The sequence below is a fragment of the uncultured Sphingomonas sp. genome (genome assembly GCF_913062585.1).
GTDB lineage: Bacteria > Pseudomonadota > Alphaproteobacteria > Sphingomonadales > Sphingomonadaceae > Sphingomonas.
Map to the genome: position 1 here is coordinate 64,848 of NZ_CAJXWX010000015.1, position 24,421 is coordinate 89,268.

The following is a 24,421-nucleotide window of genomic DNA, read 5'->3' on the forward strand; positions in this document are numbered from 1 at the left end:
TCAGACTTTACCTTCCGGGGCGGATGGTCAAGCCTGTGCAATCGTTACAATCCCAGCCAGCGGCGGTTTGCGGCCGGATCGCCGCCAGCGGCGAAATCGTCAAAGGCCCGCTCGGCCCGCCGGATCATGTGCGCCGCGATGAAGGGGGCCCCTTCCCGCGCGCCGTCCTCGGGATGCTTCAGGCAGCATTCCCATTCCAGCACCGCCCAACCGGCATAGCCATATTGGGTCAGCTTGGAGAAAATGCCGCCGAAATCGACCTGCCCATCGCCTAGCGAACGGAAGCGCCCCGGCCGGTCCACCCAGTCGCTATAGCTGCCATAGACGCCCGCGCGGCCGGTCGGGTTGAACTCGGCATCCTTGACGTGGAACATGCGGATCCGGTCGTGATAGATGTCGATGAATTGCAGATAATCCATCGCCTGCAGCACGAAATGACTGGGGTCGTAGAGGATATTGGCGCGGGCATGGCCGCCGACCGCTTCCAGGAAGCGTTCGAAACTCGTGCCGTCGTGCAGATCCTCGCCCGGATGCAGCTCATAACAGAGGTCGATGCCCTCTTCCTCGAACACATCCAGTATGGGGCCCCAGCGCTTGCCCAGCTCGGCAAAGCCTTCCGCGACCAGCCCGGCGGGCCGCTGCGGCCAGGGATAGACGAAGGGCCAAAGCAACGCGCCGGAGAAGGTCGCATGGGCCTTCAGCCCCAGCCGCCGACTCGCCTTGGCCGCGTATCGCAGCTGCTCGACCGCCCATGCCTGGCGTTCGGCGGGTTTGCCCCGCACCGCTTCGGGCGCGAAGCCGTCAAAGGCGGCGTCATAGGCCGGGTGCACCGCGATCAGTTGGCCCTGGAGATGCGTCGACAGCTCGGTGATCGCCACCCCCGCATCGGCGCAGCGCCCGGCCAGATCGTCGCAATAATCCTGGCTCTCGGCGGCGGCTTTCAGGTCGATGCAGCGCGCATCCCAGGTCGGGATCTGCACGCCCTTATAGCCCGCCTCCGCCATCCAGCGCGCCGCCGAGTCGAGCGTGTCGAACGGTGCGGCATCGCCCATGAACTGGGCCAGGAAGACGCCCGGCCCGCGCATCACGGGGGCGGCTCCGCTCACTTGGCGGTCTCGGCCTTGAGATAGGCGATTAGCGCGGCCCGCTTGGCGGGATCCGCGACGCCGATCGGCATCCGCGTGCCCGGCACCTTCTTTATCGGCGCGGCGATGAATTCACCCAAAGTCTTGTCGTCCCAGGTCAGGCCCGAGGCCTTCATCGCAGGGGAGTAGTTGAAGCCCGGAACCGAGCCCGCCTTGCGCCCGAACACGCCGTTCAGATTGGGGCCGACGCCGTTGCGTCCGCCCTTGTTCAGCGTATGGCACGCGCGACACGCGGCAAAGGCCTGCGCCCCGGCGGCGGGCGCGGTCTGGGCGACCGAGGGGGCCTGAACGGCCAGAAGGACGGCGACCATGGCGGGTACCCCGGCGGCCAGCACGATCAGCTGCCTCATCCTCGCTCTCCTGTAATTTTCTTCTCCAGACTCGCTGGTTCACAACGGAGTTTACCGCTAAACCAACGTCATGCAACCCCGTAATGTCGTACATAAGCGATGGGGGGCGACAGGAGAGAATGATGGCGGGACGCAAGCTGAAATGGGCGATGGCGGGCGGTGGCGAGGGCGCGTTCATCGGTGGCGTGCACCGGATGGCGGCGGCGCTGGACGGCGACTGGGAACTGGTCGCGGGCACCTTCAGCAGCGATGCGACACGCAGCCGGCGCAGCGGCGAGGCGCTCGGCCTCGATCCGGCGCGCGTCCATGCCACCATCGACGCGCTGCTCGCCGACGAACGCGCCCGGCCGGAGGGCGAGCGGATCGACGCGGTGGCGATCGTCACCCCCAACCATCTCCACGCGCCGATGGCCATCGCCGCACTGAATGCCGGTTTCCCGGTCTTCAGCGAAAAGCCGATGGCGATGAACCTCGCCGAAGCGCGCGCCATCGCGGAGGCGGCGCAGGCGTCGGGCCAGCTCTATGCGCTCGCCTTCACCTATAGCGGCTATCCGATGGTCGAAGAGGCGCGGGCGCGGGTCGCGCGCGGCGATTTCGGCACCATCCGGCTGGTCCATGTCGAATATGTGCAGGGCTGGCTCAGCAGTCCGCTCGACCGCGAAGGCAACAAGCAGGCCGAATGGCGCACCGATCCGGCGCGGGCCGGGCTGGGCGGCGCGCTGGGCGATATCGGCACCCACGCCTTTCAACTGGCGGAGCATGTCTCCGGCCTGGCGGTCGAGGCGCTGTCTGCCGACGTCACCACGCATGTCGCGGGCCGGATGCTGGACGACGACGTCAACGTCCTGCTGCGCTTTGCCGAGGGCGCGCGCGGCACGCTGCGCGCGACGCAGGTGGCGGCGGGCGAGGAGAATGGCCTGCGCATCCGCATTCACGGCGAGAAGGGCGGGCTGGAATGGTCGCAGATGGAGCCCAACACGCTGACCCTGCGCTGGCTCGACCGCCCGGCCGAGATCGTTCGTGCCGGCGGTCCGGGGCTCAGCCCCACGACCCTTCCCCGGCTGCGCACCCCCTCAGGCCATCCGGAGGGCTATATCGAGGCGTTCGGCAACCTTTACCGTGCGGTGGCGGGGGCCTTGCGCGACGGCGGTCCGGCGACTGGCGGGACACTGGGCGAGCCGACCTGGTTTCCGGGGCTGGAGCCTGGGCTGCGGACGATGGCGTTCGTGGAGGCGGTACTGGAAAGCGCGCGGTCGAGGGAGAAATGGACGGCGTTTCCGGCGCTAGTTGGTTGATAAGCATTCCTCCCTCCAAAGGGAGGAATAGAAGAATTCAGGCTCGCCCCTTTGTCAGGATCGTCTGCAATTCCCGATATCCCTCGGGCGCGGTCTCCCAGAACCCGAACGGATCGTCGGGCAGCCGCTGCCTCATGTCCGCCAGCACCAGCGCGGCATCCGGTTCGCACAGGCGGGCCAGCCAAGAGGCGAGCGGCAATCCGGCTCGCGACGCGCCGCACAGCACGGCCTCCGCATCCCAGCCGACCCATCCCTGCTCCGCCTCCAGCAAGTCGTCCCCAAGGGCATGGTCGAACCACGCATCAATGAACGTGCGGATCGCGCGGGTTTCACCGGCTGGCCAGGACTGCCACCCCGCCAACGACAATTTGCCCAACACAATTTCGGGGTTGTTGGCATTTTCCGGTTCGAATGCCGAGACTTCCAATATGCGCGGGAGCAGATACCGGAAATCCTCAACGGAACCTATGGTCAGAAAAGCGCCGGACACATAAGGCTATAAAGCCTCGCCCGGGATTTGGCGCAGAGGCGTGGTCAGCAGGACATCGACGCCGCGCTCCGCGATACAGCACGGACATCCATCAATGCTGGCAGGACACTCCGTCGCAAAGGCGCGATATATCTGCTCGGTCACGTCGCGCAATCGAGTCGCGGTTTGATCATCTGCCATCCTCGCGCCTCGCACATCTGGAAGGCTTGATTTACGAGGGCAGGGCGAACCGGAAAAGCCCTTATCGCCGCCCCCGCACGATCCCGACCGCGCTCGCCAGCACCGCCGCATCCTCGGCGAAGCCCGTCTTTGTCTGGCCATAGCGCCCCAGCGCCGCCATCCGCCCGCGCCAGCCGGGGTAGGAGGCGACCACCGCCGTCACCCCGCCGATCGCCGCACCCCACCAGCGATGCTTCGGGCTGGCCAGCGCCGCGCCCGCAATGGCCGAGGTCGTGAAGCGCGCCGCCAGGCCGATGGGCACGATGCGGTCGGGCGCCGTCTTCTGCTTGTCGCCCGCCATCTCGCCGATGGCCAGCGCCAGTGTGCCCGCCGCGACGATGGGGTTGGCCAGCCAGCGCAGGACCCCCTTGCCGACCGGCAATTCCCCGCGCGCCGCCGCGATCGACACCGCCGCCAGCGGCGTCATCGCCCGCTGTCCGCCGACCAGACCCATTTTGAGAGATGCGAGCATGGCATTGACCTCGTTACCCAAATCCTGACCGTGACAACGCATCGGTCGCCCCGCCGGGTTCCCCTCTTTCCCAAAGCGCCGCGCTTTTGGCATGATGTGCCCCATGATCCGCATCCTGACCGCCGCCGCGCTCCTGTCGCTCGCCGCCTGTTCCTCGCACGACCAGCCCAAGGGGTTGAGCGAAGAGGAAAATCGTCAGCTGAACCAAGCCGCCGCGATGCTCGACGCCAATGCGGTCGATCTGAACGCGATGGCCCCTTCGGGCGTTGAGGAGGGAAATCCCACCGATAACGAAAGCTGATACCGATGACCGACATGCCGCTTCGCCGCCTGGGCTCGACCGACCTGATGATCGCGCCGCTGGTGCTGGGCGGCAATGTCTTCGGCTGGACGGCGGACCGCGCGGCGAGCTTTGCGGTGCTCGACGCGTTCGTCGACCAGGGCGGCACGATGATCGACACGGCGGATGTCTATTCCGCCTGGGTCGACGGGCACCGTGGCGGCGAGTCCGAGACGATGATCGGCGAATGGCTGAAGGCCAGCGGCAAGCGCGACCAGGTGCTGATCGCGACCAAGGTCGGGATGCTGCCCGGCGAAGGCGGCGAGAAGCTGGCCCCCGCCCGGATCGCGGCGGCGGCGGAGGCATCGCTCCGGCGGCTCGGCACCGACCGGATCGACCTGTATTTCGCGCACCAGGACGATGAAGACCAGCCGCAGGAGGCGGTGATGGAGGCGTTCGCCAAGCTGGTCGAGGCGGGCAAGGTCCGCGTCATCGGCGCCTCGAACTTCCACGCCGCGCGGCTGAAGTCGGCCAATGAAGCGGCGCTCGCCGCCGGGCTGCCGCGTTTCCACGTCCTGCAACCCGAATATAATCTGGTCAGCCGCCATAAGTTCGAGGGCGAACTTCAGGATTATTGCGTCACCGAGAATATCGGCGTCGTGCCCTATTACGGGCTCGCCGCCGGATTCCTGACCGGCAAATATCGCAGCGATGCGGACCTGTCGCAAAGCGTGCGCGGTGCGCAGATGGGCGAATTGCTGCATGGCAAGGGCGCCGCGGTGCTGGCCGCCCTGGACGAGACGGCCGAGGAAACCGGGGCCACGCCGGCGCAGGTCGCGCTGGCCTGGCTGATGGCGCAACCGGGCGTCACCGCGCCGATCGCCAGTGCGACCAGCGCGAAGCAACTTGGCGAACTGACCCCCGCCATGCGGCTCACCCTGTCCGACGCACAGCTGGCCCGCCTCACCGAGAGCGGTACCTGAACCCGTCGAAACTAAATTTATATTAAGTCTGGAACGGATTGATACGTTCGTGCTTAAGGCCAGCAATATGACAGCCCGTTCACCGACCATTCTTATTGTCGAAGATCAGCCGCTCCTCCTTCTCCACGTCCAGTTCGCTCTGGAGGATGCCGGATTCCGGGTCATCCAGGCGGAAAACGCCGACCAGGCACTGGTCGCGCTGGACCGGCATCCGGAGATTCGGGCGGTCTTCACGGATGTGGCGATGCCCGGGACGCTCGACGGTGCCGCACTGGCGAACCGGCTACAGGAAACGCATCCCCATGTCTCGGTACTGGTCACATCGGGCAGTCAGACCTACACGCCCGACAATCTGCCCGACGGAGTGCGCTTCGTTTCCAAACCTTATAACGGCCACGACATCATCCGGATGATCGCCGAAGACGTCGCCTGACCCGGGCTCGTATCGGCCGTCAGGCGGCCTGGGCCTCATGAATGGAAGGATGACCGATCAGATACCCCTGGATCTGGTCGCATCCCATACTGCATAACATCGCATATTGTGCCTCGGTTTCCACACCTTCGGCGACGATGGGGATACACAGGCTGCGTCCCAGGCCGATCGACGCTCGCACGATCGAGAGCGCTGGTGAGTGCGCGTCCATGGCGCGGATGAAGCTGCGGTCGATCTTGATCTTGTCGAACGGGAATTGCTGCAGGCTGCTGAGCGAGGAATAGCCGGTCCCGAAATCGTCCATGACGATCCCGACCCCTTCCGCGCGCAAGGCGAGCAGGTTGGCGGTCGCGGTTTCGCGCTGCTCGATCAGGACGCCCTCGGTCACCTCCACCTCGATGCGATACGGATCGAGGCCATGGTCGGCGATCGCCGCCAGGATCCGCGCCGCCAGCGACGGATCGCGCAACTGCACCGGCGACAGGTTGATCGCCAGCATCCAATCCTTCGGCCAGTCCCGCGCCGCCACCAGCGCCTCGATCAGCAGATAGTGACCAAGTTCGCCGATCAGGCCGTTCTCCTCCGCGAGGCCGATAAAGACGTCGGGACTGATCGCTCCCAGCACCGGGTGGGTCCAGCGCGCCAGCGCCTCCTGCCCGATGATGCGGCGCGACGCGCAATCGGCGATCGGCTGGAACGCCAGGCTCAACTCCCCGCGTACGCTGGCATCGCGCAGTTCATGGGTCAGCCAGTGGCGCTGCCGCCGCTCCTCGTCCATCGCCGCGTCATAATGGCGGGCGCGGTGGCGCCCATCGGCCTTGGCACGATACAGCGCGATGTCGGCGCAGGCCTGAAGCTCGTCGCACTCGATGCCGTGCCGATGCGACAGGGCGATACCGATGCTCAGGCGAATGGCCGGCGTCGCCGAATCCGCCGCCACGACGCCGAAAATGCGATCCGCCAAGGCCTGGGCATCGCATGCGCCGTCGTGCAGATAATGGATGATGGCGAATTCGTCGCCGCCGATGCGTGCCACGACATCGCCTTCGTCCGTCGCCGCGGTCAATATCGCGCTCGCCCGTTTTAGCAGCAGGTCCCCCGCCGCATGGCCCAGCGTATCGTTGACACCCTTGAACCCGTCCAGGTCGATGGCCAGCAGCGCAACCCGCTGCCCGGCGCCCAGCGCAGCGGCCAGACGTTCCGCAAAGACCGGGCGGTTCGCCAACCCCGTCAGGGAATCGTGGTGCGCCAGATATTCGACCTGGCGCTGGACCCTCTCGCGCTGCTCGGTCTCCTGCGCGAAGGCCTGCAAGGCGCGGGTCAGTTCGCCCAGTTCATCATGGCGTCCGGCATAGGTCAGAGCGGGCAATGCTTTCCCGCCCTGCATTGCCCGCACGGCGGACACGATCGTCATCAAGGGCCCGATGATGCGCCAGCGAAGCCACAGGATCAGCGCGCCGACCACCGCCAGCATCAGCAGTGCCGCCAGCGTCATCTCGACCAGCGCCCGACGCGCGAGCATGTCCGCCTGCCGATTCCGCTCGGTCAATTCCCGGTGCAGGTTGCGGCGCAACTCCTCGCGCCAATAGGACAGGCTGCGCAGCGCGCGGTCGAAGTGCGGCATCGCGTCGGATCGCCCCTTGGGATCGGCCCGCACTTCCCGCATCAGGGCCTGAGTCACATGAACCAAATGCCGTTCGGCCACGCGCACTCGCGCCAGGGCAAGACCGCCATGGGGGGACAGGGCAAGATCGTCCCTGGCGGCCTGGACCCGTTGCGCGCTGATCGCCCTCTCGGTCGCCCGCCACCGGGCATCCGCTTCGGGGCCCTGCTGGTCGGCCCCTCGGATCAATTCCGTGAGGCGGATGCGCAGCACGCGAAGCTGGGCATCGGTCGCCGCATAATTCTCGATCTGCGTCGCGAGCCGTCCGGTTACCCCGATCGTCGATACCAATTGCCGATGAATCGATAAGCCCATCAGGCTGAGCGCGATGGAAAGACACAGCACGGTCGACAGCAGGACCGCCGACCGGAATTCCAGAGAACGTAGACGGGAAACAAACCAAATCATCGGGGCATGTTGTTATAGGGCGACCCCTTACAAGTGGTGAAAGCTCGCCGAGGAATTTCAAATGTCCGCGACCTCACTAAAAATCGACGATTAACCGGTTAAAAGACTTTGACCCCAAGCCTTTGCCACCTGATCCATGCCCCGGGAGGCCGCGCTGGCGTAACCATGGACGAGCGTTGCGGGATCGGGGTTCGAGGCGGATCGACATTCAAGGATCCGGATTTTCCTCCCTCTCTTCACTCCGGCACGAGCGGGCAGGTAGATGGCGAGCGGACCTAATCGCCCGCACAGGGCAGCGACGCGACGGTCCGTTCGCGCTCATTGACCAACAGGGCACGCCCGATGGCGGGAAGCGAGCGCTGCGGACAGTCGGCGCGTGGGCAACGACGGCATCCCGGCCCGATCGGCACCGGCTCCAGCCCCGGCACAGGACCCCATTGCCCGGACAGCTCGGCCGCCAGTCCCAGGAGGACCACGAACCGGGCGGCCATGCCCGTCGGCGACCGTCCCGCCCGCTCGACCCTTTGCGCGATCGTGACGAAGGACGTCCCCTCGGGCAGGACGACGCGTTCGACAAGCGGCTCGCCCGCCCGGTCGAATGCCGCCAGCGCGTTCCAGAGGGGGCACAGCGCCTCGCCATCGACCAGCCCGGCATCGGCCGCGCCGACCAGCCGCTTCGACACCTGCCCCGCCCGGTCGATCCGCATCAGAAAGAAGGGCAGCCCGCGCGCACCGACGCGGTTGAGGGTCGTCAACCGATGCGCCAGCTGCTCGTGCGACACGCCGAACCGGCGGCGGAGAATGGCCAGGTCATAGCCCGTCGCCTCGCACGCGCGCAGGAAACGGGCATAGGGCATGACGAGCGCCGCCGCGAAATACTGCGCCAGATAGCGCCGGAACAGCCGCTCGGCGATCCGATCGCCGAACGCCGCGCCCCGCGCCAGCGCGTCGATCTCGCCGCGCATTTCGGACTGGGCGAGCTGCACGGCGAGCGCAAAGACCCGTCCCGACGGTTCCAGCATCTCCGACAGCTGCAATTGCCGGGCGTGCAAGTCCAGGCGGACCAGCCGATCGGGCATGATGTCGACCGGCAATACCCGGATCGACAAGGCGTGGCGGACCCGCAACCGCTCGGTCAGCGCCGCGTGAAGGTCGCCCGAGGCCAGGCGCAATTCGTCGGCCAGCAATTCTGCGGCGCTGTCGAGATCGGGAAAATGGTTTCGCCACCGCTCGATCTCGCGCCGGACCAGCAGGGTGGGGTCCGGCGTGGCGGCCGCATCACCATGTCCCCCGCCCGCCCCGGCGAGCCGGTCAAAGGCCCGCGCGAACGCCTCCGCCCCGCCCGGCGCCGCCGCCAGCCATTCCTCCAGCTCGCTGCGGTCGATTTCCAGATCGGCGAACATCGGATCGGCCAGTCGCCGCCGCATCGCCGCACTCCCCCCGCCCGGTGCCGCCGCCGTCAGGGCGCGGGGATCGAAGTCGAACGTCTCGACCAGCCGGACCAGCAGCGCTGCCGAGACGGGGCGCTGGTTACGCTCGATCAGGTTGAGATAGCTGGGCGAAATATCCAGCATCTCGGCCATGGCGGCCTGCGACAGGCCGTTCTGGCGACGCACCCGGCGCACGGCGTGTCCGGCGATCAGCTTCGCGGTGCTCATGACCTGCCCTCCTGCGCGCAGGCTGCGCGAGGCGCGCTGGCGTGTCAATTCTTTACACTACGACCGATCGCATCAGCCGCTACTCCGACGCGATGACGCGCCAAAAGTAGCGCAACCACTTCATTCCCCGTCACATGCCGCGCAATCTGCGCGTCAAGAACGAACCAATTGTAAAGGATGATGCGATGCCGACTTTCCAGGATCTGATCCCCGCCCCCGCCGGACGGTTCGACGGCATCGCCCGGCCCTACACGCCCGCCGATGTCGCGCGGCTGCGCGGGTCGATCGCGGTCGAGCATACGCTGGCGCGGCGCGGCGCGCTGAAGCTGTGGGAGCTGCTGAAGAGCGAGGATTATGTCCATGCACTGGGCGCGCTGTCGGGCAATCAGGCGATGCAGATGGTCCGCGCCGGGCTGAAGGCCATCTATCTCTCGGGTTGGCAGGTCGCGGCGGACGCCAACACCGCCGGGCAGATGTACCCCGACCAGTCGCTCTACCCCGCCAATGCCGGGCCCGAACTGGCGAAGCGGATCAACGCGACGCTGGCGCGCGCCGACCAGATCGAACATGCCGAAGGCGGCGCAACGCGCGACTGGTTCGCGCCGATCATCGCCGATGCCGAGGCCGGGTTCGGCGGACCGCTGAACTGTCATGAGATCATGAAGGCCTATATCGCGGCGGGCGCAGCGGGCGTGCATTTCGAGGACCAGCTGGCCTCGGAGAAGAAGTGCGGTCATCTGGGCGGCAAGGTGCTGATCCCGACGGCGGCGCATATCCGCAACCTGGATGCCGCGCGACTGGCGGCGGACGTGGCGGGCGTGCCGACCGTGATCTGCGCACGCACCGATGCGGAAAGCGCGCGGCTGATCACCTCAGACGTCGACCGGCGCGATGCCGAATTCCTGACCGGCGAGCGCACGGCGGAAGGGTTCTTCCGCCTGAAGGAGGGCACCGGCGTCGACCATTGCATCAAGCGCGGACTGGCCTTCGCGCCCCATGCCGATCTGTTGTGGTGGGAGACGTCCAAGCCCAATCTCGCCGACGCCCGCCGCTTCGCCGAGGCGATCCGGCGCGAGCATCCGGACAAGATGCTGGCCTATAACTGCTCGCCCAGCTTCAACTGGGAGGCGAATCTCGACCGCGACGACATCGCCCGTTTCCAGCGGGAGATCGGAGCGATGGGGTACAAGTTCCAGTTCGTCACGCTCGCCGGCTTCCACCAGCTGAATTACGGAATGTTCGAGCTGGCGCGCGGGTACAGGGATCGCGGCATGGCCGCCTATTCGGCGCTGCAACAGGCCGAGTTCGCCGCCGAGGCGCATGGCTATACCGCGACCCGCCACCAGCGCGAGGTGGGGACCGGCTATTTCGACCTGATCGCGCAGATCGCGGCGGGCGGCGACAGCTCGACCACCGCGCTCGCCGAATCCACCGAGGCGGCCCAGTTCGTCCAGGCCGCATAAATACCAAAGGAGAAAATGCCATGCCGACCGAACCGCAACGCAGCCGCGCCGTCTTCTCCACCGAGGACTTCGCACTGATGAAGGAAGCCATCGCCGAACACGTCAAGCGTGTCGCCGACGACCCCCGCTCGATCAAGTTCGCGCATCTGTACCACCGGCTGGGACGCATCGCATCGTGACTCTTGCGCGGGGGTGACGATTGAGGCCCCTCGCCCTTGCCGGGCATCCCATGGCCTTCGACTTCGCTCAGGCTGAACGGCGGACGGTATCAAGCCCCCACCCCGTTCGCACTGAGCGAAGTCGAAGTGCACGTCCCGACCTCTGCCAAGGAGTCCCGTGGCCTTCGACTGCGCTCAGGCTGAACGGAGGATGGGATAAGCCCCCCCATCCCCTTTGTTGGCCCCACGGAACAACCGCCCCCATCGCACGCTTAACCCGCCATGCCCGACACCGGCCTGACCGCGCGCATTCGCGAGAATATCGTCCTGTATGGCGCGCTGGCCGCCAATCTGGGCATCGGCATCGCTAAGTTCGTCGCGGCCGGGATCACCGGATCCTCCTCGATGCTGACCGAGGGCGTGCATTCGGTGGTCGACAGCGGCAACCAGATCCTGCTGCTCTATGGCCAGAAGCGCGCGAAGCGCGGGCCGGATGCGATCCACCCCTTCGGCTATGGCCGCGAACTCTATTTCTGGGCGTTCGTCGTCGCGATCATGATCTTCGCGCTGGGCTCGGGCATCTCCATCTATGAGGGCTGGCTGCACATCCAGACGCCCGAGCCGCTGCGCGATCCGACGGTCAACTATATCGTCCTGGCCATCGCCTTCGCGCTGGAAGGCGCCAGCTGGACGATCGCGGTGCGCGAATTTTCGCGGACCAAGGGCGACAGCGGCTGGTGGCGCGCAATCCATGACTCCAAGGACCCGCCGGGCTTCATCGTGCTGTTCGAGGATTCGGCGGCGCTGGCGGGTCTGGTCATCGCCGCGCTCGGCGTGTGGCTGTCGCACGCGACCGGGGATGCGCGCATCGACGGGGTCGCCTCGATCCTGATCGGGATCGTGCTGGGCCTGGTCGCCATCCTGCTCGCCCGCGAGTCCAAGGGGCTGCTGATCGGCGAACGGGCGGACCCCGAGGTGGTCGAGCGCATTCGGGCGATCGTCGCCGCGCGTCCCTGGATCACGCGCGTCAACCATGTCCGCACAATCCATACCGCGCCCGACAGCATCTTCGCGGCGATCAGCGCCGATTTCGTCGACAGCCTGCCGATGGGCGCCGCCGAGACGATGATCGAAGTGCTCGAGGATGATCTGCGAAAGGCCGTGCCCAGCCTGTCGTCCATCTATATCCGCCCGGAAAAGCATGAAAATGCCGCTGCGGCGGCGCCCCAAACTGCGCTAGGAGATCGGTCATGACCAAGCTTCTTCGACTCGCGGCGCTGCTGTTCCTCGCGCTGGGCTGCGCCATGCCCGCCCAGGCCGCGGTGACCATCACCTTCTGGAGTCACGAGCTGGGCGACAGCTTCCCGCACACCTTCTTCAGCCTGCGCGGCACGGTCGAGGCCACGGGCCAGCCGGTCGATGCCAATTACGGCTTCACCGCCAAGTCGATCTCGCCCGCGCTGCTGATGGGCACGGTCAAGGGGCGGCTGGATATCTCCAAGCCCTTCTATATCGCGACCAGCGACGCGCAATTCTCCTACGTCATGACCGACGCGCAATATGCCGACATCCTGGCGCTGGTCGCCGCCTGGGACGAGAAGACCGGGGACGCCCATTATAATCTCAACAACCGCAACTGCATCCATTTCGTGCAGGAAGCGGCGCGGCGGCTGGGCCTGGTCGGCCTGGACCATCCCGAGTTGATGAAGAAGCCGCGTTCCTATCTGAAGGCCGTGGCCGAGGCGAACAAGGACCGGGTCACGGTGATCGGGCAGCATGGCAAGGCCTATCTCGCCTCGCTGCCACCGCTCCAGGCGGCTCCCGCCGCGCCGACCGGCGCCCCCCTCACAGCGGCGCCGGCGGTACCCCCCGCCCCTCAAGGCGCCGGGGCGGCGGGCACCAGTTCGAGAATGTCGACCACCGACTCGTAAGCCGGGAACGGAAAGGCGATCCGCCAGCGCTGCGGCTCGATCCGCTCGACCACGCCCGCCATGTCGCGCGCCCGGTCGCGGCCATAGGCATAGGACCGCTCCTCGTCGCCCAGGATCAGCGTGCCCAGGAAGATACTGCGCGCATCGGTGTCGGGATAGATCCGCCCGCTCAACCGCTGCGACCCGTCGATCTTCGCCAGCTGCGCGCCCTTCTGCGATACCCGGCACCGGAAATAGGGATAGGCGACATAGGTCAGGGTCGCGCGTCCCTGCGTCCCCATCTTGATCGTGCGACACCGATACTCGCCATCGGGCAGTTCGGGCCCGGCGATCGAATGGTCCGGATCGGCGAGCAGGCCCAGCGCCGCGATGTCCGCCGCAGCACCCCCGCCCCGCGCCTGGGCCAGCCCCTTGATCCAGGCCGTGCGCCAGCCGCGTATCCGGACGCGATCCTCCTCGGTCGCCGCCAGCCGCCAGTCGCTCGCCTCCTGCACGCGGCGCGCCTGGGAGGAGCCGAGTGCCATGACCGCGATGGTCGCGCCGAGGATCAGCCGCCCGGCCCTCATTGCGCGGTCCAGCCGCCATCGACCGACAGGTTGGCGCCGGTGATCGACTTGGCCTCGTCCCGGCACAGGAACAGCGCCAGCGCCGCGACCTGTTCGATCGTCACGAATTCCTTGGTCGGTTGCGCCTTCAGCAGGACATCGTCGATCACCTGCTCGCGGGTCAGGCCGCGCGCCTTCATCGTGTCGGGAATCTGGTTCTCGACCAAAGGCGTCCAGACATAGCCGGGCGAGATGCAGTTGGCGGTGATGCCGTCGGTCGCGACCTCCAGCGCCACCGTCTTGGTGATGCCGACCACGCCGTGCTTGGCCGCGACATAGGCCGATTTATTCGGGCTCGCGACCAGGCTGTGCGCCGAGGCTGTGGTGATGATCCGGCCCCAGCCTTGCTTGCGCATGTGCGGAATGGCCGCGCGCATCATGTGCCAGGCGGAGGACAGGTTGATCGCGATGATCGCATCCCATTTCTCGACCGGAAATTCGGTGATCGGGGCGACATGCTGGATACCGGCATTGTTGATGACGATGTCGACCGAGCCGGTTTCCGCCGCCGCGCGGTCGATCATCGCCGCGATCTGATCCGGCCTGGTCATGTCGGCGGGATCGTACAGCGCCTGCGCGCCGCTCAGTTTTTCCAGTTCGGCACGGTTCGCCTCGATCGCATCCGCCTCGCCGAAACCGTTGAGCACGATCGCCGCGCCCTCCGCCGCCAGCGCCTTGGCATAGGCCAGGCCGATGCCCGAGGTGGAACCCGAGATCACCGCCGTCTTGCCCTTCAGGAACATCATCTTCTCCCTTGCGCCTACCCCGCACCATGCGGTCAGATACACCCCTGTGCAACCGCCGTCGGCGTTCACGGGTTCAATCGTCCAAGACCCGGTAGGCGGGCGAGACGACAAAGGGGTGACGGTGCCATGCGGCTCGACGATTATGACAATGACATCGACGTCGGCGAGGCGCAGTCCGGCGGCGGTTTCGGGGGTGGCGGCGGTGGTGGCGGATTGCTGTTCGGCCTGCTCCCCCTGATCGGCAGCCGTTTCGGGTGCGGCGGAATCATCGTCGTGCTCATCATCCTGGCCGTGCTGGGGATGAACCCGATGGGCCTGCTGAACGGCGGCGGCAGCGGGAATGCGCCGGTCACGCGCTCGGCCGACTCCACCGGTGGCCAGGGCGTGCGCCAGGTCTGCGAAGCCTCGCCCGAACGCCGCGAGACCTGCCGCGCGTTCAGCAGCGCCGACAACACCTGGGAAAAGATCTTCGCCCAGAGCGGCCAGCGCTTCGAGGCCCCGGGCCTGCGCTTCTTCCGGCCGGGTGCCAACAGCGTGCAGTCGGGCTGCGGCACGGCGCAGTCGGCGGTCGGCCCCTTCTATTGCCCGTCGGACCGCAAAATCTATCTCGACACCCGATTTTTCGACGAACTGGCCAATCGCTTCGGCGCGAAGGGCGACTTTGCCCGCTATTATGTCGTGGCGCATGAATTCGGCCATCATATCCAGACGCTGCTCGGCACCTCCGACCAGGTCCGCCAGGCGCAGCAGGCGGCAGGCCGCGCGGAGGGTAATGCCCTGTCCGTGCGACTGGAGCTGCAGGCGGATTGCTATGCGGGCGTCTGGGCCGCGAAGAACCGCGACCGGCTGGACCCCGGCGATGTCGAGGAAGGCATGACCGCCGCCCGCGCCATCGGCGATGACACGCTCCAGCGCGAGGCTGGCGGCAGTGTCGTGCCGGACAGCTTCACCCACGGCACGTCCGAACAGCGGATGCGCTGGCTGCGAAGGGGCATGGAGACGGGCGATCCGGCCCGGTGCGATACGTTTTCGGGGGCGATTTGATCGGGAGGGAGTGATCTCCCGAGACGCAGCCCGCGGCCCTGCCCTCCCCCAGCCCCTCCCGCCTGCGGGAGGGGAGTTATAAGGTCATGACCCCTGGTCTGGACGCCCCCCTCGCGCAAGCGGGAGGGGGCCGGGGGGAGGGCTAGCCCCAAAGGTCAAGCTTTACAGCTTCACCAGCATCTTCCCCTTATTCCCGCCCGAGAACAGCGCCAGGAACGCCTCGGGCGTCTTCTCCAACCCCTCGAACACCGTTTCCTCGCGCTGCAATCGGCCGTCCTTCAACATCGCGGCCATGTCCCGGTAAAACGCCCCCTGCCCCTGGAAGTCCGACACGATGAACCCCTGGATCCGCACGCGATTGCCGATCAGGCGGGCGAGATATTTCAGGCTGGTCGGCTTGGCGTCGTTATAGACGTCGATCATGCCGCAGATCGCGAAGCGCGCATGGGGCCTGGCATGGGCCAGCGCTGCGTCGAGATGATCGCCGCCGACATTGTCGAAATAGACGTCGATGCCGTCCGGTGCCGCCTCGCCCAGGGCGTCGACCACCGACTGCCCCGATTTATAGTCGATCACCGCATCCGCGCCGAGTTCGCGCACCCAGGCGGTCTTCTCCGCGCCACCGGCGGAACCGATGACGGTCATCCCCTTGGCCTTGGCGATCTGCACCACCGTCGATCCGACCGCGCCCGCCGCCGCCGAGACGAAGACCGTGTCGCCCGGCTTGGCCTGGGCAATCTCAAGCAGGCCATAATAGGCAGTCATGCCCGGCATGCCGAACTGACCCAGATAGGCCTGGGGATCGACGCCCAGATCGGGCAGCGGCTGGACATGTGCGGCGGGCAGCACCGCCTCGTCGCGCCAGCCCGCCATATGACTGACCATCGTGCCGAAAGCGATGCCGTCGGCGCGGCTCTCGACCACCTCGCCGATCGCGCCGCCCTGCATCGGCGCACCGAGCTGGAATGGCGGGACATAGCTTTTCACGTCGTTCATGCGGCCGCGCATATAGGGGTCGACCGACAGCCAGCGATTGGCGATCCGAACCTCGCCATCCTGCAACTCGGGCAGCGCCTGTTCGACCAGCGCGAAATCGTCCGGTACCGGCGTGCCCTTGGGCCGCGCCGCCAATGTCCATGCCTTCATGTCAGTCCTTTCGTCGTCAACGCGAAGGGCCCGGGTGTTTCCACCCGAGCCCCCTGCTCCGCTCAACCGGCGCGTGGTGCGTCAGTAGTTGCGGGTCTGATCGGTCGTCGAGCCGGTGCCCGTGGCGGCCGTGGTGCCGGTGCCGCTGGCCGCGGTGCCGGTGCTGTTCTGTGCCGAGCTGGTCGTACCGGTCGCACTCTGGCCGTAACCGCTCGTCTGGCCGCTGGTCCGGCCATAGCTGTTCGCCTGGCCATAGCGGTCATCGTCACGCGTATTGTCGCCGAACATGGCGCGCGCATTCTCCTCGTCGCGCCACTGCTTCTTGGCTTCCTCGGCGGTCTTGGTCAGCGTGACCTTGTCCTCGACCGACTTCAGCCAGCGCGACGGGATCGAGTGGTGCTGGCCGCCCGCATCCTTGTCGTTCTTGGTCAGCAGGATGCGGTCGCCGCGCACCTTGTCGACGGTGCCGACGTGCGCGCCGTCCGAACCGACGACTTCCAGATGCTCGGTCACCTTGGACAGAAGGCCGCGCTGGCCTTCGCGCTCGGTGCGCCAGCTGGCGAATTCGTTCTGGAACTTGGTGCGGTTCTCGCTGCGATATTCGTCATAATCGCGGTCGAGCGCGGCGATCTGGCCCGAGCGCCAGTGGTTATAGTCATGGTCCTGCTGCGCATAGTAACGCTCGTCCATGCGCGCATCGGCCTCGCGGCGGCGCTCCGCCTCCTCGTCGCCGAACCACGAGCGGACCTCGTCCCCGGCGCGGGCGAAGAAGCCGCGATCCTCATAGTCATAGCCCTGGGGCTGGCGACCATAGTCGCGGCCCGATTGCGGACGATCCTGGCGGTCGTCGCGGCCATAACGGTCGCCGGTATAGCCATAGCCGCGCGACGAATCGCCATAGCCCGTGCTTCGGCCATAGTTGCGCTCGCCGCCGCGATACGCGTCATAGTCGCGGCCATAGCCACGGTCGCCACGATAGGCGTCGTAATTGCCGGAGCGGCCTTCGCCATAGCGTCCTTCGTTGGAGCGGCCGCCGAAATCCTGGCGCGACGAACGGTAGCTGTCGTCCCGGTCATAGCCCTGGCGACCATAGCCCTGATTGCCATAATCGCGCGCGCCGTAACCGCGGCGGTTGTCGGTGTTGCGGTCGTCGTCGAACGCGCCCGCGGCTTCGTAATCCCGTGCGCTGGAATAGGTGTAATCCCGCCCGGAGCCGTAGTCCCGGCCATAGTCGAAATCGCGGCCACCACGATTGGCGTCGCGGGAATAGCGGTCGTAAGCCATCCTAAACCCTCCTGAAATTCGGTCCTGCGGGGGCCGACGCCGCTCCTTTGGCGGGCCGTGCCTTCCGCGTGTTTCAATGAGGAAGATCAAGACATTGTTCCGTTGGCACAGCCCCGCACGCGACGGATGGAGGCGTGTCGCGGGTCGAAATCGATCGAAGATTTTTTGAAGACCATCCGCAAACCGGTGTTGCGCTGCCCGAAATCACGGGCTAATGGCGTCGCTCCCGACCATGGTCGGGTCACGGGGCGGGGCTGTAGCTCAGATGGGAGAGCGCTGCAATCGCACTGCAGAGGTCAGGGGTTCGATTCCCCTCAGCTCCACCACCCCGCCTTTCCTGACATCGCAAGCTCCCGGCTCCGCCAGCGCGGCTGATGCGTTACGCGTGCGATGATCCCCGATCCCATACCCGCCGCGACCCTGCTCCTGATGCGCCACGCCCATGCACCGGGCGCGCCGCCCGAGATTCTGATGGTTGAGCGTGGCGCGGCGCTTGCCTTTCTCGGTGGCGCGATGGTCTTTCCCGGCGGTCGGGTCGATCCCGGCGATCACGCGCTGGTTTCTGCGGACGCAACCGATCCGGCGGATGAGGCCGCCCGTATCGCCGCGATCCGCGAGACGATCGAGGAAGTCGGCCTTCCCGTCGGGCTGAGCCCGCATCCCGGTCGCGACACAGTCGCCCGGTTGCGCGCTACGATGGTGGAGGGACGGTCCTTTGCAGCGGGGCTGCGGGACGAAAGTCTCCACCTTGATCCAGGTGCGCTGACGCCATTCGCCCGGTGGTGCCCCGAACATGTGCCGGTCCGGCGGTTCGATGCACGCTTCTATCTCGCCGCCGTCTCGCGTGACGCGTCCGCCCCCGTGATCGACGGTGGCGAGACGGTGCGGGCCGAGTGGCTGACCGCCGCCGATGCCCTCGCCCAGGCCGATCGTGGCGCGATCCGCATCATCTTCCCCACAAGGCGGACGCTGGAGCGGCTGGCGCAATATCCCGATATCGCGACCGCCATGGCCGATGCACACGCCTGGCCGATCCGGCGGATCATCCCCTTCCGGGCGGATCGGGGCGGCGTTCCCTGCATCTGCATCCCCGACGATCTCGGCTATCCGGTGACGGCGGAGCCCGTCGCCCGGGCGGAGCGCGGGTGATGCGGGCGCTGCGGCGATGGACGACGATCCTGGCCGTGCTCGCCGGACTGACGATGGCCGCGCTGCTGTTCTGGGGCCTGGTGCGGCACCGGCCGCAGGACGTGCCCTGGGCGCCGCTGGACCTGGGGCAGCCGGTAGGGATGTTCACGGGGCGCAAGCTGACCGCGCTGACCCAGGACAAGGTAGCGTGCACCACGCTGCTCGACCGGGCAGGCATCCGCCACACCGCCCTGCCCGCCCGCTCCGATGGTGCGGCGTGCGGCTATGACGATGTCGTCCGCTTCGCCCCCGGCGGCGCGCATGGCATCGGCTATCGCCCCGCCTCGCTCGGTATATCCTGCCCGGTCGCCGCCTCGCTCGCGCTATGGGAATGGAACAGCGTCCAGCCCGCCGCGCGCGAAATATTCGGGGCGGAGGTCGTCGCGATCGAGCATCTGGGCAGCTATAATTGCCGCCGCATCGGCGGGCGCGTGGGCAGCGACTGGAGCGAACATGCCCGTGCCAATGCGGTGGATATCGCCGGTTTCCGCCTGAGCGACGGTCGCCGGATCCGCGTCGTGCGCGACTGGAAGGATCAGGGCAAGGCGGGCCAGTTTCTGCGGCGCGTGCGCGACGGGGCGTGCGATCTCTTCGCGACGACCCTGTCGCCCGACTATAATGCCGCGCACGCCGACCACTTCCATCTCGACCAGGCCTATCGCGGGTCGATGGGCTGGCGCGCCTGCCGATGACGCAGGCGGCGGAGCCCCCCCGCCCGCCGCCCTGCGCGATCAGTTGGCCAGCGACGTGCCGTTGGTGTCGACCTTTTCCACCCAGTGCGGGAAGAAGGCCGGCTGGCGGCTCGACCAGCCCGCCGCGGTCGCCGCCGCTTCGCTGATCGACTGAAGCAGCTTGCGCCGCAGCTCGGGATGCAGATGGGGCAGCGCCGCCGCCGCGCAGAAGACCGAGGGCAGCCACGGCCGAACCTCGGCCCCGATCAACCGTTCATAGAGGAAGCGGAAGGCCGAAAAGCTGGTCAGCCGCCCCTGCCCCAGATCGAATGCCGCGATCGTCACGAACGGCGCCATGAACGGCTCGAGCGATTCCAACCCGCTATCGACCGGGATCAGGTGGCGGATTTCGGGCAGGTTCCGATAGAGCCGGGCCTGGGCGCGGATGCTCGCCGCCTCGACCACGTCGCGCGACCAACGCGCCATCGCATCCTCGCGGTCCAGCCCGATATCCAGCGAGCGGCGGATATAACGCTGCGTCGATGCTGCGAACCCGGCAAATTCCTTCATCTCGGCCAATGTCATCGCGCCTTCGGCCGGTCTGCTCCTCGATCCCATATGCGTTCACCCCGCCCAATCGAAACTGTCAGATCATCATGCGCCATTTTGGTTAACGCATCGCTGAACGAACCGACGGTAAACGAACATGAAAAGCGCCGCGCCGCAACATAGATTGCGACGAGCCGTTATCGCAGCAACGAATGCACGCGATTCGATCGGGCTTGCGACAGGATCGGAAACTTTGTTGCGACGTCGTTCCGACGTCGGTGCGCCGGTGCATAATGCGGGCATGATGGCCGACGGCGCTACGCCACCGGCGACCATCATGCGCGTCGTCAGATCAGCGATCGTCTTCCTGATAGCCGGACGATTCCGCCGGACCGTCGCGACCCGGCTGGGTGTTCGAGGGCGGATCGCTGGCGTCCATCGATTCGTCCAGGCTTTCGTCGAGCTGCGCATCGACGTCCGCAGGGTCCTTTTCCAACTGCTCGGTGATGTCCGGATCCTGTCCGGCATCCTGTTCGGGCGGGCGGGGGCGATTGCCCGCTTCGGCCTGTTCGCCGCCGGGCGCGACCGAAACGCTGTCCAGCGCGCGATCGTCGATGCTGTCGTTCATGTCACTTCCCCATCATCAGTGGACAGGGTCAACGAGCCATGAGGCGCACCGTTCCTGCCGCCGGCCCCGACACCGGGTCAGTCCAGCCGCTTCACGCTAACCCGTTGATCGCAAAGCTGTGCTTCGCCGAAGACGGTCATGAAGGCGATGTCGGTGGCGTCGCGGCCGACACAGACCTTCGCGATCTCGTCGGCGCGAGCCATGCCGGTGGCATCGACCAGATGCCAGGCGCCCTCCAGCCAGAGTTCGGCCACCGCATGGAAATCGGGCGGATCGACGCCGGGCGCATAGGCCGATACGCAGCGCGCCGGAATCTCGGCCGCGCGTGCCAGCGCGACCAGCAGATGCGTGTAATCGCGGCACACCCCGCTGCGCATCCCGAACGTGTCGAGCGCGGTCGTCACCCCGCTGGAGCTGCCCGATTTATAGGTCAGCCGGGTCGCGACCCAGTCCAGCAGCGCGGCCGCAAGCGCGCCGCCGCTCAGCCCCGCGAAACGCTGCCGCACAAAGCCCTCCAGCCGGTCCGATTCGCAATAACGGCTGGGGAGCAGATAGGGGATCAGCGCCCCGCCCAGCGCGCGCGCCGGGCTCGCCGCCAGCGTCTCCAGCCGGACGACCGGCCGATCGACCGCGACGATCGCCGCATAGCGCGCGATCAGCCCATGGTCGGCGCGGACCCAGCAGCGCTGGCCGATACCATCCTCGCCCACCACCGCCGTCACGCCGTGATCGGACCAGATGGTCAGCGACTGTTGCTCCAGCCGCTGGTCGGCCGTCGCGGCCACCTCGACCTGCAACAGGATGTCGGACGGGTCCGTCAGGACATAGTCGAGCGTCACGTCGATCGACAGGCGCATGGGGCACGTCCTCTTCTCATGAAAAAGGGCCCGGCGGACGCTCCGCCGAGCCCTTGAAGGTTATTCCCTCCGACCCGATCAGTCGCGGCTGGAGCCGAACAGACGCAGGATGAACAGGAACATGTTGATGAAGTCGAGATACAGGCTGAGCGCCGACATGATGACCACCCGGTCGCGCATGTCCGTGCCGCGCACCTGATAATAGAGCGACTTGGTCCGCTGCGTATCATAGGCGGTCAGGCCGGCGAACAGCAGCACGCCGACGAAGCTGATGACCAGCGCCATCGTGCCCGACTGCATAAACACATTGATCAGGCTGGCGACGATCAGGCCGACCAGACCGATGGTCAGGAAGGTGCCGAAGGCCGACAGGTCGCGCTTGGTGGTATAGCCATAGAGGCTCAGCGCCGCGAAACCGGCCGCCGTCGCGAAGAACGCCGCCGCGATCGACGCACCGCTATAGACCAGGAAGATGGTCGACAGCGACAGGCCCATGACGATCGCAAACGCCCAGAAGAGCAGCTGCATCGTCGAGGTCTTCATGCGGTTCACGCCCATACTGAGCGCGAAGACGAAGCCGATCGGCGCGAACATGATGACGTATTTCAGCAGGCCGCCGTGCAGGAAGACCTGCGCCGCCATGCTGTCGCGACCACCCCATGCGAAGAGCAGCGCGACGATACCCGTCAGCAGCACGCCCGACGTCATATAGTTGTAGACGGACAGCATGTACGACCGCAGACCCGCGTCATAGGCGGTCGAGCCCGTGGTGGCGGTGGTTCCGAACGGCGCGGCGCTCGGCCGTGGATCAGACCAGTTTGCCATGGTGAACTAATGCTCCTTTGCCCGGCCAGATGCCGGTTGGTGGAAATATCGCCCTCTCCGCGACGCTTTTCAAGCGCAAGAGGTTCCCGCAAGGGCAACGGAATGCGATAGACATGTTTTGTCATGCTCCGCCTGTTCGTCGCCCTTCGCCCGCCCCCCGCAATTCGGGACATGCTCGCCGATGCGATGGACGGCGTGCCCAGGGCGCGCTGGCAGGATGACGAGCAACTGCACCTGACGGTCCGCTTCATCGGCGCGGTCGACCGCCCGGTCGCAGAGGACGTCGCCGCCGCGCTGTCCCAGGTCCATGCGCCGGTGCCGACCGTCCGCATTGCGGGTGTCGGCAGTTTCGATCGCAAGGGGCGGGTCGACACGCTCTGGGCCGGGGTCAGCCCACATGACGCGCTGGCCCATCTGCATCGCAAGGTCGACCAGGCCTGTGTCCGTGCCGGCCTTCCCCCTGAGTCGCATGCCTATCTGCCGCATGTCACACTTGCGCGGTTGCCCGGATCGGCGGGCATGGCGCCCGAGATCGAGGGGTGGCGGGCCGTCCATGCCGGGCTGTCGAGCGCGCCCTTCGCCATGCCGCACCTCGTCCTCTATCAAAGCCATCTGGGGCATGGCGGCGCATCCTATGAACCGGTGATGCGTTGGCCGTTGGGATAAAAGCAAAGCCGTTTTCCGCATTCAAAGGGAGCCTGTCCATGAAATATCTGACGCTGCTGACCATCGGGACCGTCGCACTGGGCCTTGCGGGCTGCGACCAGACCAAGATGGAGACGGGCTCCCCGACGCCGAACGGCGCCAGCGCGACCGCCAGTCTGCGCACCGCCACCGGCGCCGATGCGGGTCGTGCGACCGCCACCGAAGTGGCGGGCGGCCTGCGCATCACGCTCGACGCGATGACCGTGCCGGCGGGGATGCACGGCGTGCATGTCCATACGGTCGGCCGCTGCGACGCGCCGGACTTCACGACGGCGGGCGGCCACTGGAACCCCACCCAGCGCCAGCATGGCAGCATGAACCCGCAAGGCCCGCATGAGGGCGACATGCCCAACATGACCGTCGGCACCGACGGACGCGGTACGCTGGGCGTCGTGCTGCCGGGTGCGACCATGGCCGGGCTGCTCGACGCGGACGGCTCGGCGATCGTCATCCATGCCGGGGCCGACGACCTGAAGACCGATCCCAGCGGCAATAGCGGCGGCCGTATCGCCTGCGGCGTGTTCCAGGCCAACTGACGCGGATGACCACGCCCCAATGACCACGCACCTGCCGACCCGCGCCTTTGGGGGATTCCTGTTCGACATGGACGGGACGATCCTGAGTTCGATCGCGTCCGCCGAGCGCGCCTGGACCGCCTGGGCCGAGCGGCAGGGGCTGGACGTGGCGGCGTTCCTGCCGACCATTCACGGCGTCCAGTCGGTCGAGACGATCCGGCGGTTGAACCTGCCCGGCGTCGATCCGGTCGCGGAGGCCCATGCGCTGACCGAGGCGGAGATGCTCGACGTCGACGATATCGTGCCGATCCGCGGGGCGGCGGCGTTCCTCGCCGCCCTTCCGCCGGACCGCTGGGCGATCGTGACCTCTGCGCCCAAGCGGCTGGCGGAGGTGCGGCTGAGGGCGGCGGGGCTCCCTCTGCCGGGCGTATTCGTGACTGCGGAGGATGCGGAGCGGAGCAAGCCTGCGCCCGATGGCTTTCTGTTGGGGGCGAAGCGACTGGGTGTGGCGCCGGAGGATTGCCTGGCGTTCGAGGATGCCCCGGCCGGGATCGCGGCGGCGGACGCGGCGGGGATGACGGTGGTGGTGATTACCGAAACGCACCGGGGCATGATGGATACCGATCATGCGATGATCACGGATTATGGTGACCTGGCGGTGGAGTGGGACGGGGCGAGTTTGAAGCTGGAGCACCGGGTTTAAACCCAAC

The 24,421-nt window shown here is 66.9% G+C and carries 28 protein-coding genes and 1 tRNA gene; 15 read left to right on the forward strand and 14 right to left on the reverse strand.

The genetic code is table 11. From position 1 onward, the window contains the following. Positions 1–44 precede the first annotated feature (44 nt). Positions 45–1,085, reverse strand: a complete 1,041-nt coding sequence (locus QZ546_RS11355; RefSeq protein WP_294237456.1) for a sugar phosphate isomerase/epimerase — start codon at positions 1,083–1,085, stop codon at positions 45–47. Positions 1,086–1,102: 17 nt separating this feature from the next. After that, on the reverse strand, positions 1,103–1,495 hold the full coding sequence (locus QZ546_RS11360) for a cytochrome c family protein (RefSeq protein WP_294237356.1): 393 nt from the start codon (positions 1,493–1,495) through the stop codon (positions 1,103–1,105). Between the two features lie 119 nt (positions 1,496–1,614). Here QZ546_RS11360 and QZ546_RS11365 point away from each other — a divergent pair, with 119 nt between their 5' ends. After that, entirely contained in the window at positions 1,615–2,790 is a 1,176-nt protein-coding gene (locus QZ546_RS11365; RefSeq protein ID WP_294237359.1) for a Gfo/Idh/MocA family oxidoreductase, read from the forward strand. A 37-nt stretch (positions 2,791–2,827) separates the two neighbouring features. Here the strand turns inward: QZ546_RS11365 and QZ546_RS11370 are convergent, their stop codons facing one another. Together QZ546_RS11370 and QZ546_RS11375 are read right to left on the reverse strand one after the other, a co-directional pair. Next, a complete protein-coding gene (locus QZ546_RS11370) occupies positions 2,828–3,280 on the reverse strand; it encodes a hypothetical protein (RefSeq protein WP_294237362.1) in 453 nt (150 codons plus the stop codon). Positions 3,281–3,521: 241 nt separating this feature from the next. Continuing rightward, complete coding sequence (locus QZ546_RS11375; protein WP_294237365.1) at positions 3,522–3,971, reverse strand: DUF4126 family protein; 450 nt, start codon at positions 3,969–3,971, stop codon at positions 3,522–3,524. Between the two features lie 103 nt (positions 3,972–4,074). On the opposite strand from QZ546_RS11375, the gene QZ546_RS11380 reads away from it, so the two are divergent. The 3 genes from QZ546_RS11380 (at position 4,075) to QZ546_RS11390 (ending at position 5,667) form a co-directional block, all read left to right on the forward strand. Beyond that, positions 4,075–4,272 carry a hypothetical protein gene (locus QZ546_RS11380; protein WP_294237367.1) on the forward strand — a complete coding sequence of 66 codons (198 nt, stop codon included), beginning with the start codon at positions 4,075–4,077 and terminating at the stop codon, positions 4,270–4,272. Positions 4,273–4,277: 5 nt separating this feature from the next. Next, complete coding sequence (locus tag QZ546_RS11385; protein WP_294237370.1) at positions 4,278–5,234, forward strand: aldo/keto reductase; 957 nt, start codon at positions 4,278–4,280, stop codon at positions 5,232–5,234. Between the two features lie 67 nt (positions 5,235–5,301). Further along, a complete protein-coding gene (locus tag QZ546_RS11390; RefSeq protein WP_294237374.1) occupies positions 5,302–5,667 on the forward strand; it encodes a response regulator in 366 nt (121 codons plus the stop codon). 19 nt (positions 5,668–5,686) lie between these two features. Here QZ546_RS11390 and QZ546_RS11395 read toward each other — a convergent pair whose 3' ends face one another. Together QZ546_RS11395 and QZ546_RS11400 are read right to left on the reverse strand one after the other, a co-directional pair. Beyond that, positions 5,687–7,645: an EAL domain-containing protein gene (locus tag QZ546_RS11395; protein WP_294237377.1), complete on the reverse strand. Its 1,959-nt coding sequence runs from the start codon at positions 7,643–7,645 to the stop codon at positions 5,687–5,689. Positions 7,646–8,013: 368 nt separating this feature from the next. After that, positions 8,014–9,396, reverse strand: coding sequence for a short-chain fatty acyl-CoA regulator family protein (locus QZ546_RS11400; RefSeq protein WP_294237380.1), 1,383 nt, complete (start codon positions 9,394–9,396; stop codon positions 8,014–8,016). Positions 9,397–9,581: 185 nt separating this feature from the next. On the opposite strand from QZ546_RS11400, the gene aceA reads away from it, so the two are divergent. From aceA to QZ546_RS11420, 4 genes are all read left to right on the forward strand, one after another. Further along, a complete protein-coding gene (gene aceA, locus QZ546_RS11405) occupies positions 9,582–10,859 on the forward strand; it encodes an isocitrate lyase (RefSeq protein ID WP_294237381.1) in 1,278 nt (425 codons plus the stop codon). 20 nt (positions 10,860–10,879) lie between these two features. Further along, positions 10,880–11,038, forward strand: a complete 159-nt coding sequence (locus tag QZ546_RS11410) for a hypothetical protein (RefSeq protein WP_167345467.1) — start codon at positions 10,880–10,882, stop codon at positions 11,036–11,038. A gap of 261 nt (positions 11,039–11,299) precedes the next feature. Continuing rightward, positions 11,300–12,271, forward strand: a complete 972-nt coding sequence (locus tag QZ546_RS11415) for a cation diffusion facilitator family transporter (RefSeq protein WP_294237383.1) — start codon at positions 11,300–11,302, stop codon at positions 12,269–12,271. Next, a complete protein-coding gene (locus tag QZ546_RS11420; RefSeq protein WP_294237386.1) occupies positions 12,268–12,948 on the forward strand; it encodes a hypothetical protein in 681 nt (226 codons plus the stop codon). Before QZ546_RS11415 ends, QZ546_RS11420 begins: the two co-directional genes overlap by 4 nt. Here QZ546_RS11420 and QZ546_RS11425 read toward each other — a convergent pair. Further along, positions 12,894–13,514: a DUF4893 domain-containing protein gene (locus QZ546_RS11425; protein ID WP_294237389.1), complete on the reverse strand. Its 621-nt coding sequence runs from the start codon at positions 13,512–13,514 to the stop codon at positions 12,894–12,896. The genes QZ546_RS11420 and QZ546_RS11425 overlap by 55 nt on opposite strands. Beyond that, the gene (locus QZ546_RS11430) at positions 13,511–14,296 is read right to left on the reverse strand and encodes a 3-hydroxybutyrate dehydrogenase (protein WP_294237459.1); all 786 of its coding nucleotides are present in this window, start codon (positions 14,294–14,296) and stop codon (positions 13,511–13,513) included. Before QZ546_RS11430 ends, QZ546_RS11425 begins: the two co-directional genes overlap by 4 nt. A 129-nt stretch (positions 14,297–14,425) precedes the next feature. On the opposite strand from QZ546_RS11430, the gene QZ546_RS11435 reads away from it, so the two are divergent. Further along, positions 14,426–15,343: a neutral zinc metallopeptidase gene (locus QZ546_RS11435; protein ID WP_294237392.1), complete on the forward strand. Its 918-nt coding sequence runs from the start codon at positions 14,426–14,428 to the stop codon at positions 15,341–15,343. Between the two features lie 162 nt (positions 15,344–15,505). Here QZ546_RS11435 and QZ546_RS11440 read toward each other — a convergent pair whose 3' ends face one another. Further along, positions 15,506–16,489, reverse strand: coding sequence for an NADP-dependent oxidoreductase (locus QZ546_RS11440; protein ID WP_294237395.1), 984 nt, complete (start codon positions 16,487–16,489; stop codon positions 15,506–15,508). Between the two features lie 81 nt (positions 16,490–16,570). Further along, positions 16,571–17,773, reverse strand: a complete 1,203-nt coding sequence (locus tag QZ546_RS11445; RefSeq protein ID WP_294237399.1) for a DUF2171 domain-containing protein — start codon at positions 17,771–17,773, stop codon at positions 16,571–16,573. 250 nt (positions 17,774–18,023) lie between these two features. Here QZ546_RS11445 and QZ546_RS11450 point away from each other — a divergent pair. The 3 genes from QZ546_RS11450 (at position 18,024) to QZ546_RS11460 (ending at position 19,653) form a co-directional block, all read left to right on the forward strand. Beyond that, a tRNA-Ala gene (locus QZ546_RS11450) sits at positions 18,024–18,099 on the forward strand. Between the two features lie 64 nt (positions 18,100–18,163). Then, positions 18,164–18,922 carry an NUDIX domain-containing protein gene (locus tag QZ546_RS11455; protein WP_294237403.1) on the forward strand — a complete coding sequence of 253 codons (759 nt, stop codon included), beginning with the start codon at positions 18,164–18,166 and terminating at the stop codon, positions 18,920–18,922. Next, positions 18,922–19,653 (forward strand): extensin family protein, encoded by a 732-nt coding sequence (locus tag QZ546_RS11460; protein WP_294237461.1) that lies wholly within the window; start codon positions 18,922–18,924, stop codon positions 19,651–19,653. The genes QZ546_RS11455 and QZ546_RS11460 overlap by 1 nt, the downstream gene beginning before the upstream one ends. Before the next feature lie 39 nt (positions 19,654–19,692). Here the strand turns inward: QZ546_RS11460 and QZ546_RS11465 are convergent, their stop codons facing one another. The 4 genes from QZ546_RS11465 to QZ546_RS11480 form a co-directional block, all read right to left on the reverse strand. Beyond that, on the reverse strand, positions 19,693–20,250 hold the full coding sequence (locus QZ546_RS11465) for a hypothetical protein (RefSeq protein WP_294237405.1): 558 nt from the start codon (positions 20,248–20,250) through the stop codon (positions 19,693–19,695). A 283-nt stretch (positions 20,251–20,533) separates the two neighbouring features. Beyond that, on the reverse strand, positions 20,534–20,809 hold the full coding sequence (locus QZ546_RS11470) for a hypothetical protein (RefSeq protein WP_294237407.1): 276 nt from the start codon (positions 20,807–20,809) through the stop codon (positions 20,534–20,536). Between the two features lie 77 nt (positions 20,810–20,886). Then, a complete protein-coding gene (locus tag QZ546_RS11475; protein ID WP_294237411.1) occupies positions 20,887–21,666 on the reverse strand; it encodes a transglutaminase family protein in 780 nt (259 codons plus the stop codon). A gap of 78 nt (positions 21,667–21,744) precedes the next feature. Further along, positions 21,745–22,491, reverse strand: coding sequence for a Bax inhibitor-1/YccA family protein (locus QZ546_RS11480; RefSeq protein WP_294237414.1), 747 nt, complete (start codon positions 22,489–22,491; stop codon positions 21,745–21,747). 123 nt (positions 22,492–22,614) lie between these two features. On the opposite strand from QZ546_RS11480, the gene thpR reads away from it, so the two are divergent. Genes thpR through QZ546_RS11495 form a run of 3 tightly spaced genes read left to right on the forward strand, consistent with a single transcriptional unit; the run spans position 22,615 to position 24,414 of the window. After that, the gene (gene thpR / locus QZ546_RS11485; RefSeq protein ID WP_294237416.1) at positions 22,615–23,157 is read left to right on the forward strand and encodes an RNA 2',3'-cyclic phosphodiesterase; all 543 of its coding nucleotides are present in this window, start codon (positions 22,615–22,617) and stop codon (positions 23,155–23,157) included. A 38-nt stretch (positions 23,158–23,195) separates the two neighbouring features. After that, complete coding sequence (locus QZ546_RS11490; protein WP_294237419.1) at positions 23,196–23,732, forward strand: superoxide dismutase family protein; 537 nt, start codon at positions 23,196–23,198, stop codon at positions 23,730–23,732. A 19-nt stretch (positions 23,733–23,751) separates the two neighbouring features. Beyond that, on the forward strand, positions 23,752–24,414 hold the full coding sequence (locus QZ546_RS11495) for an HAD-IA family hydrolase (protein ID WP_294237421.1): 663 nt from the start codon (positions 23,752–23,754) through the stop codon (positions 24,412–24,414). The last annotated feature ends 7 nt before the right edge of the window (positions 24,415–24,421 follow it).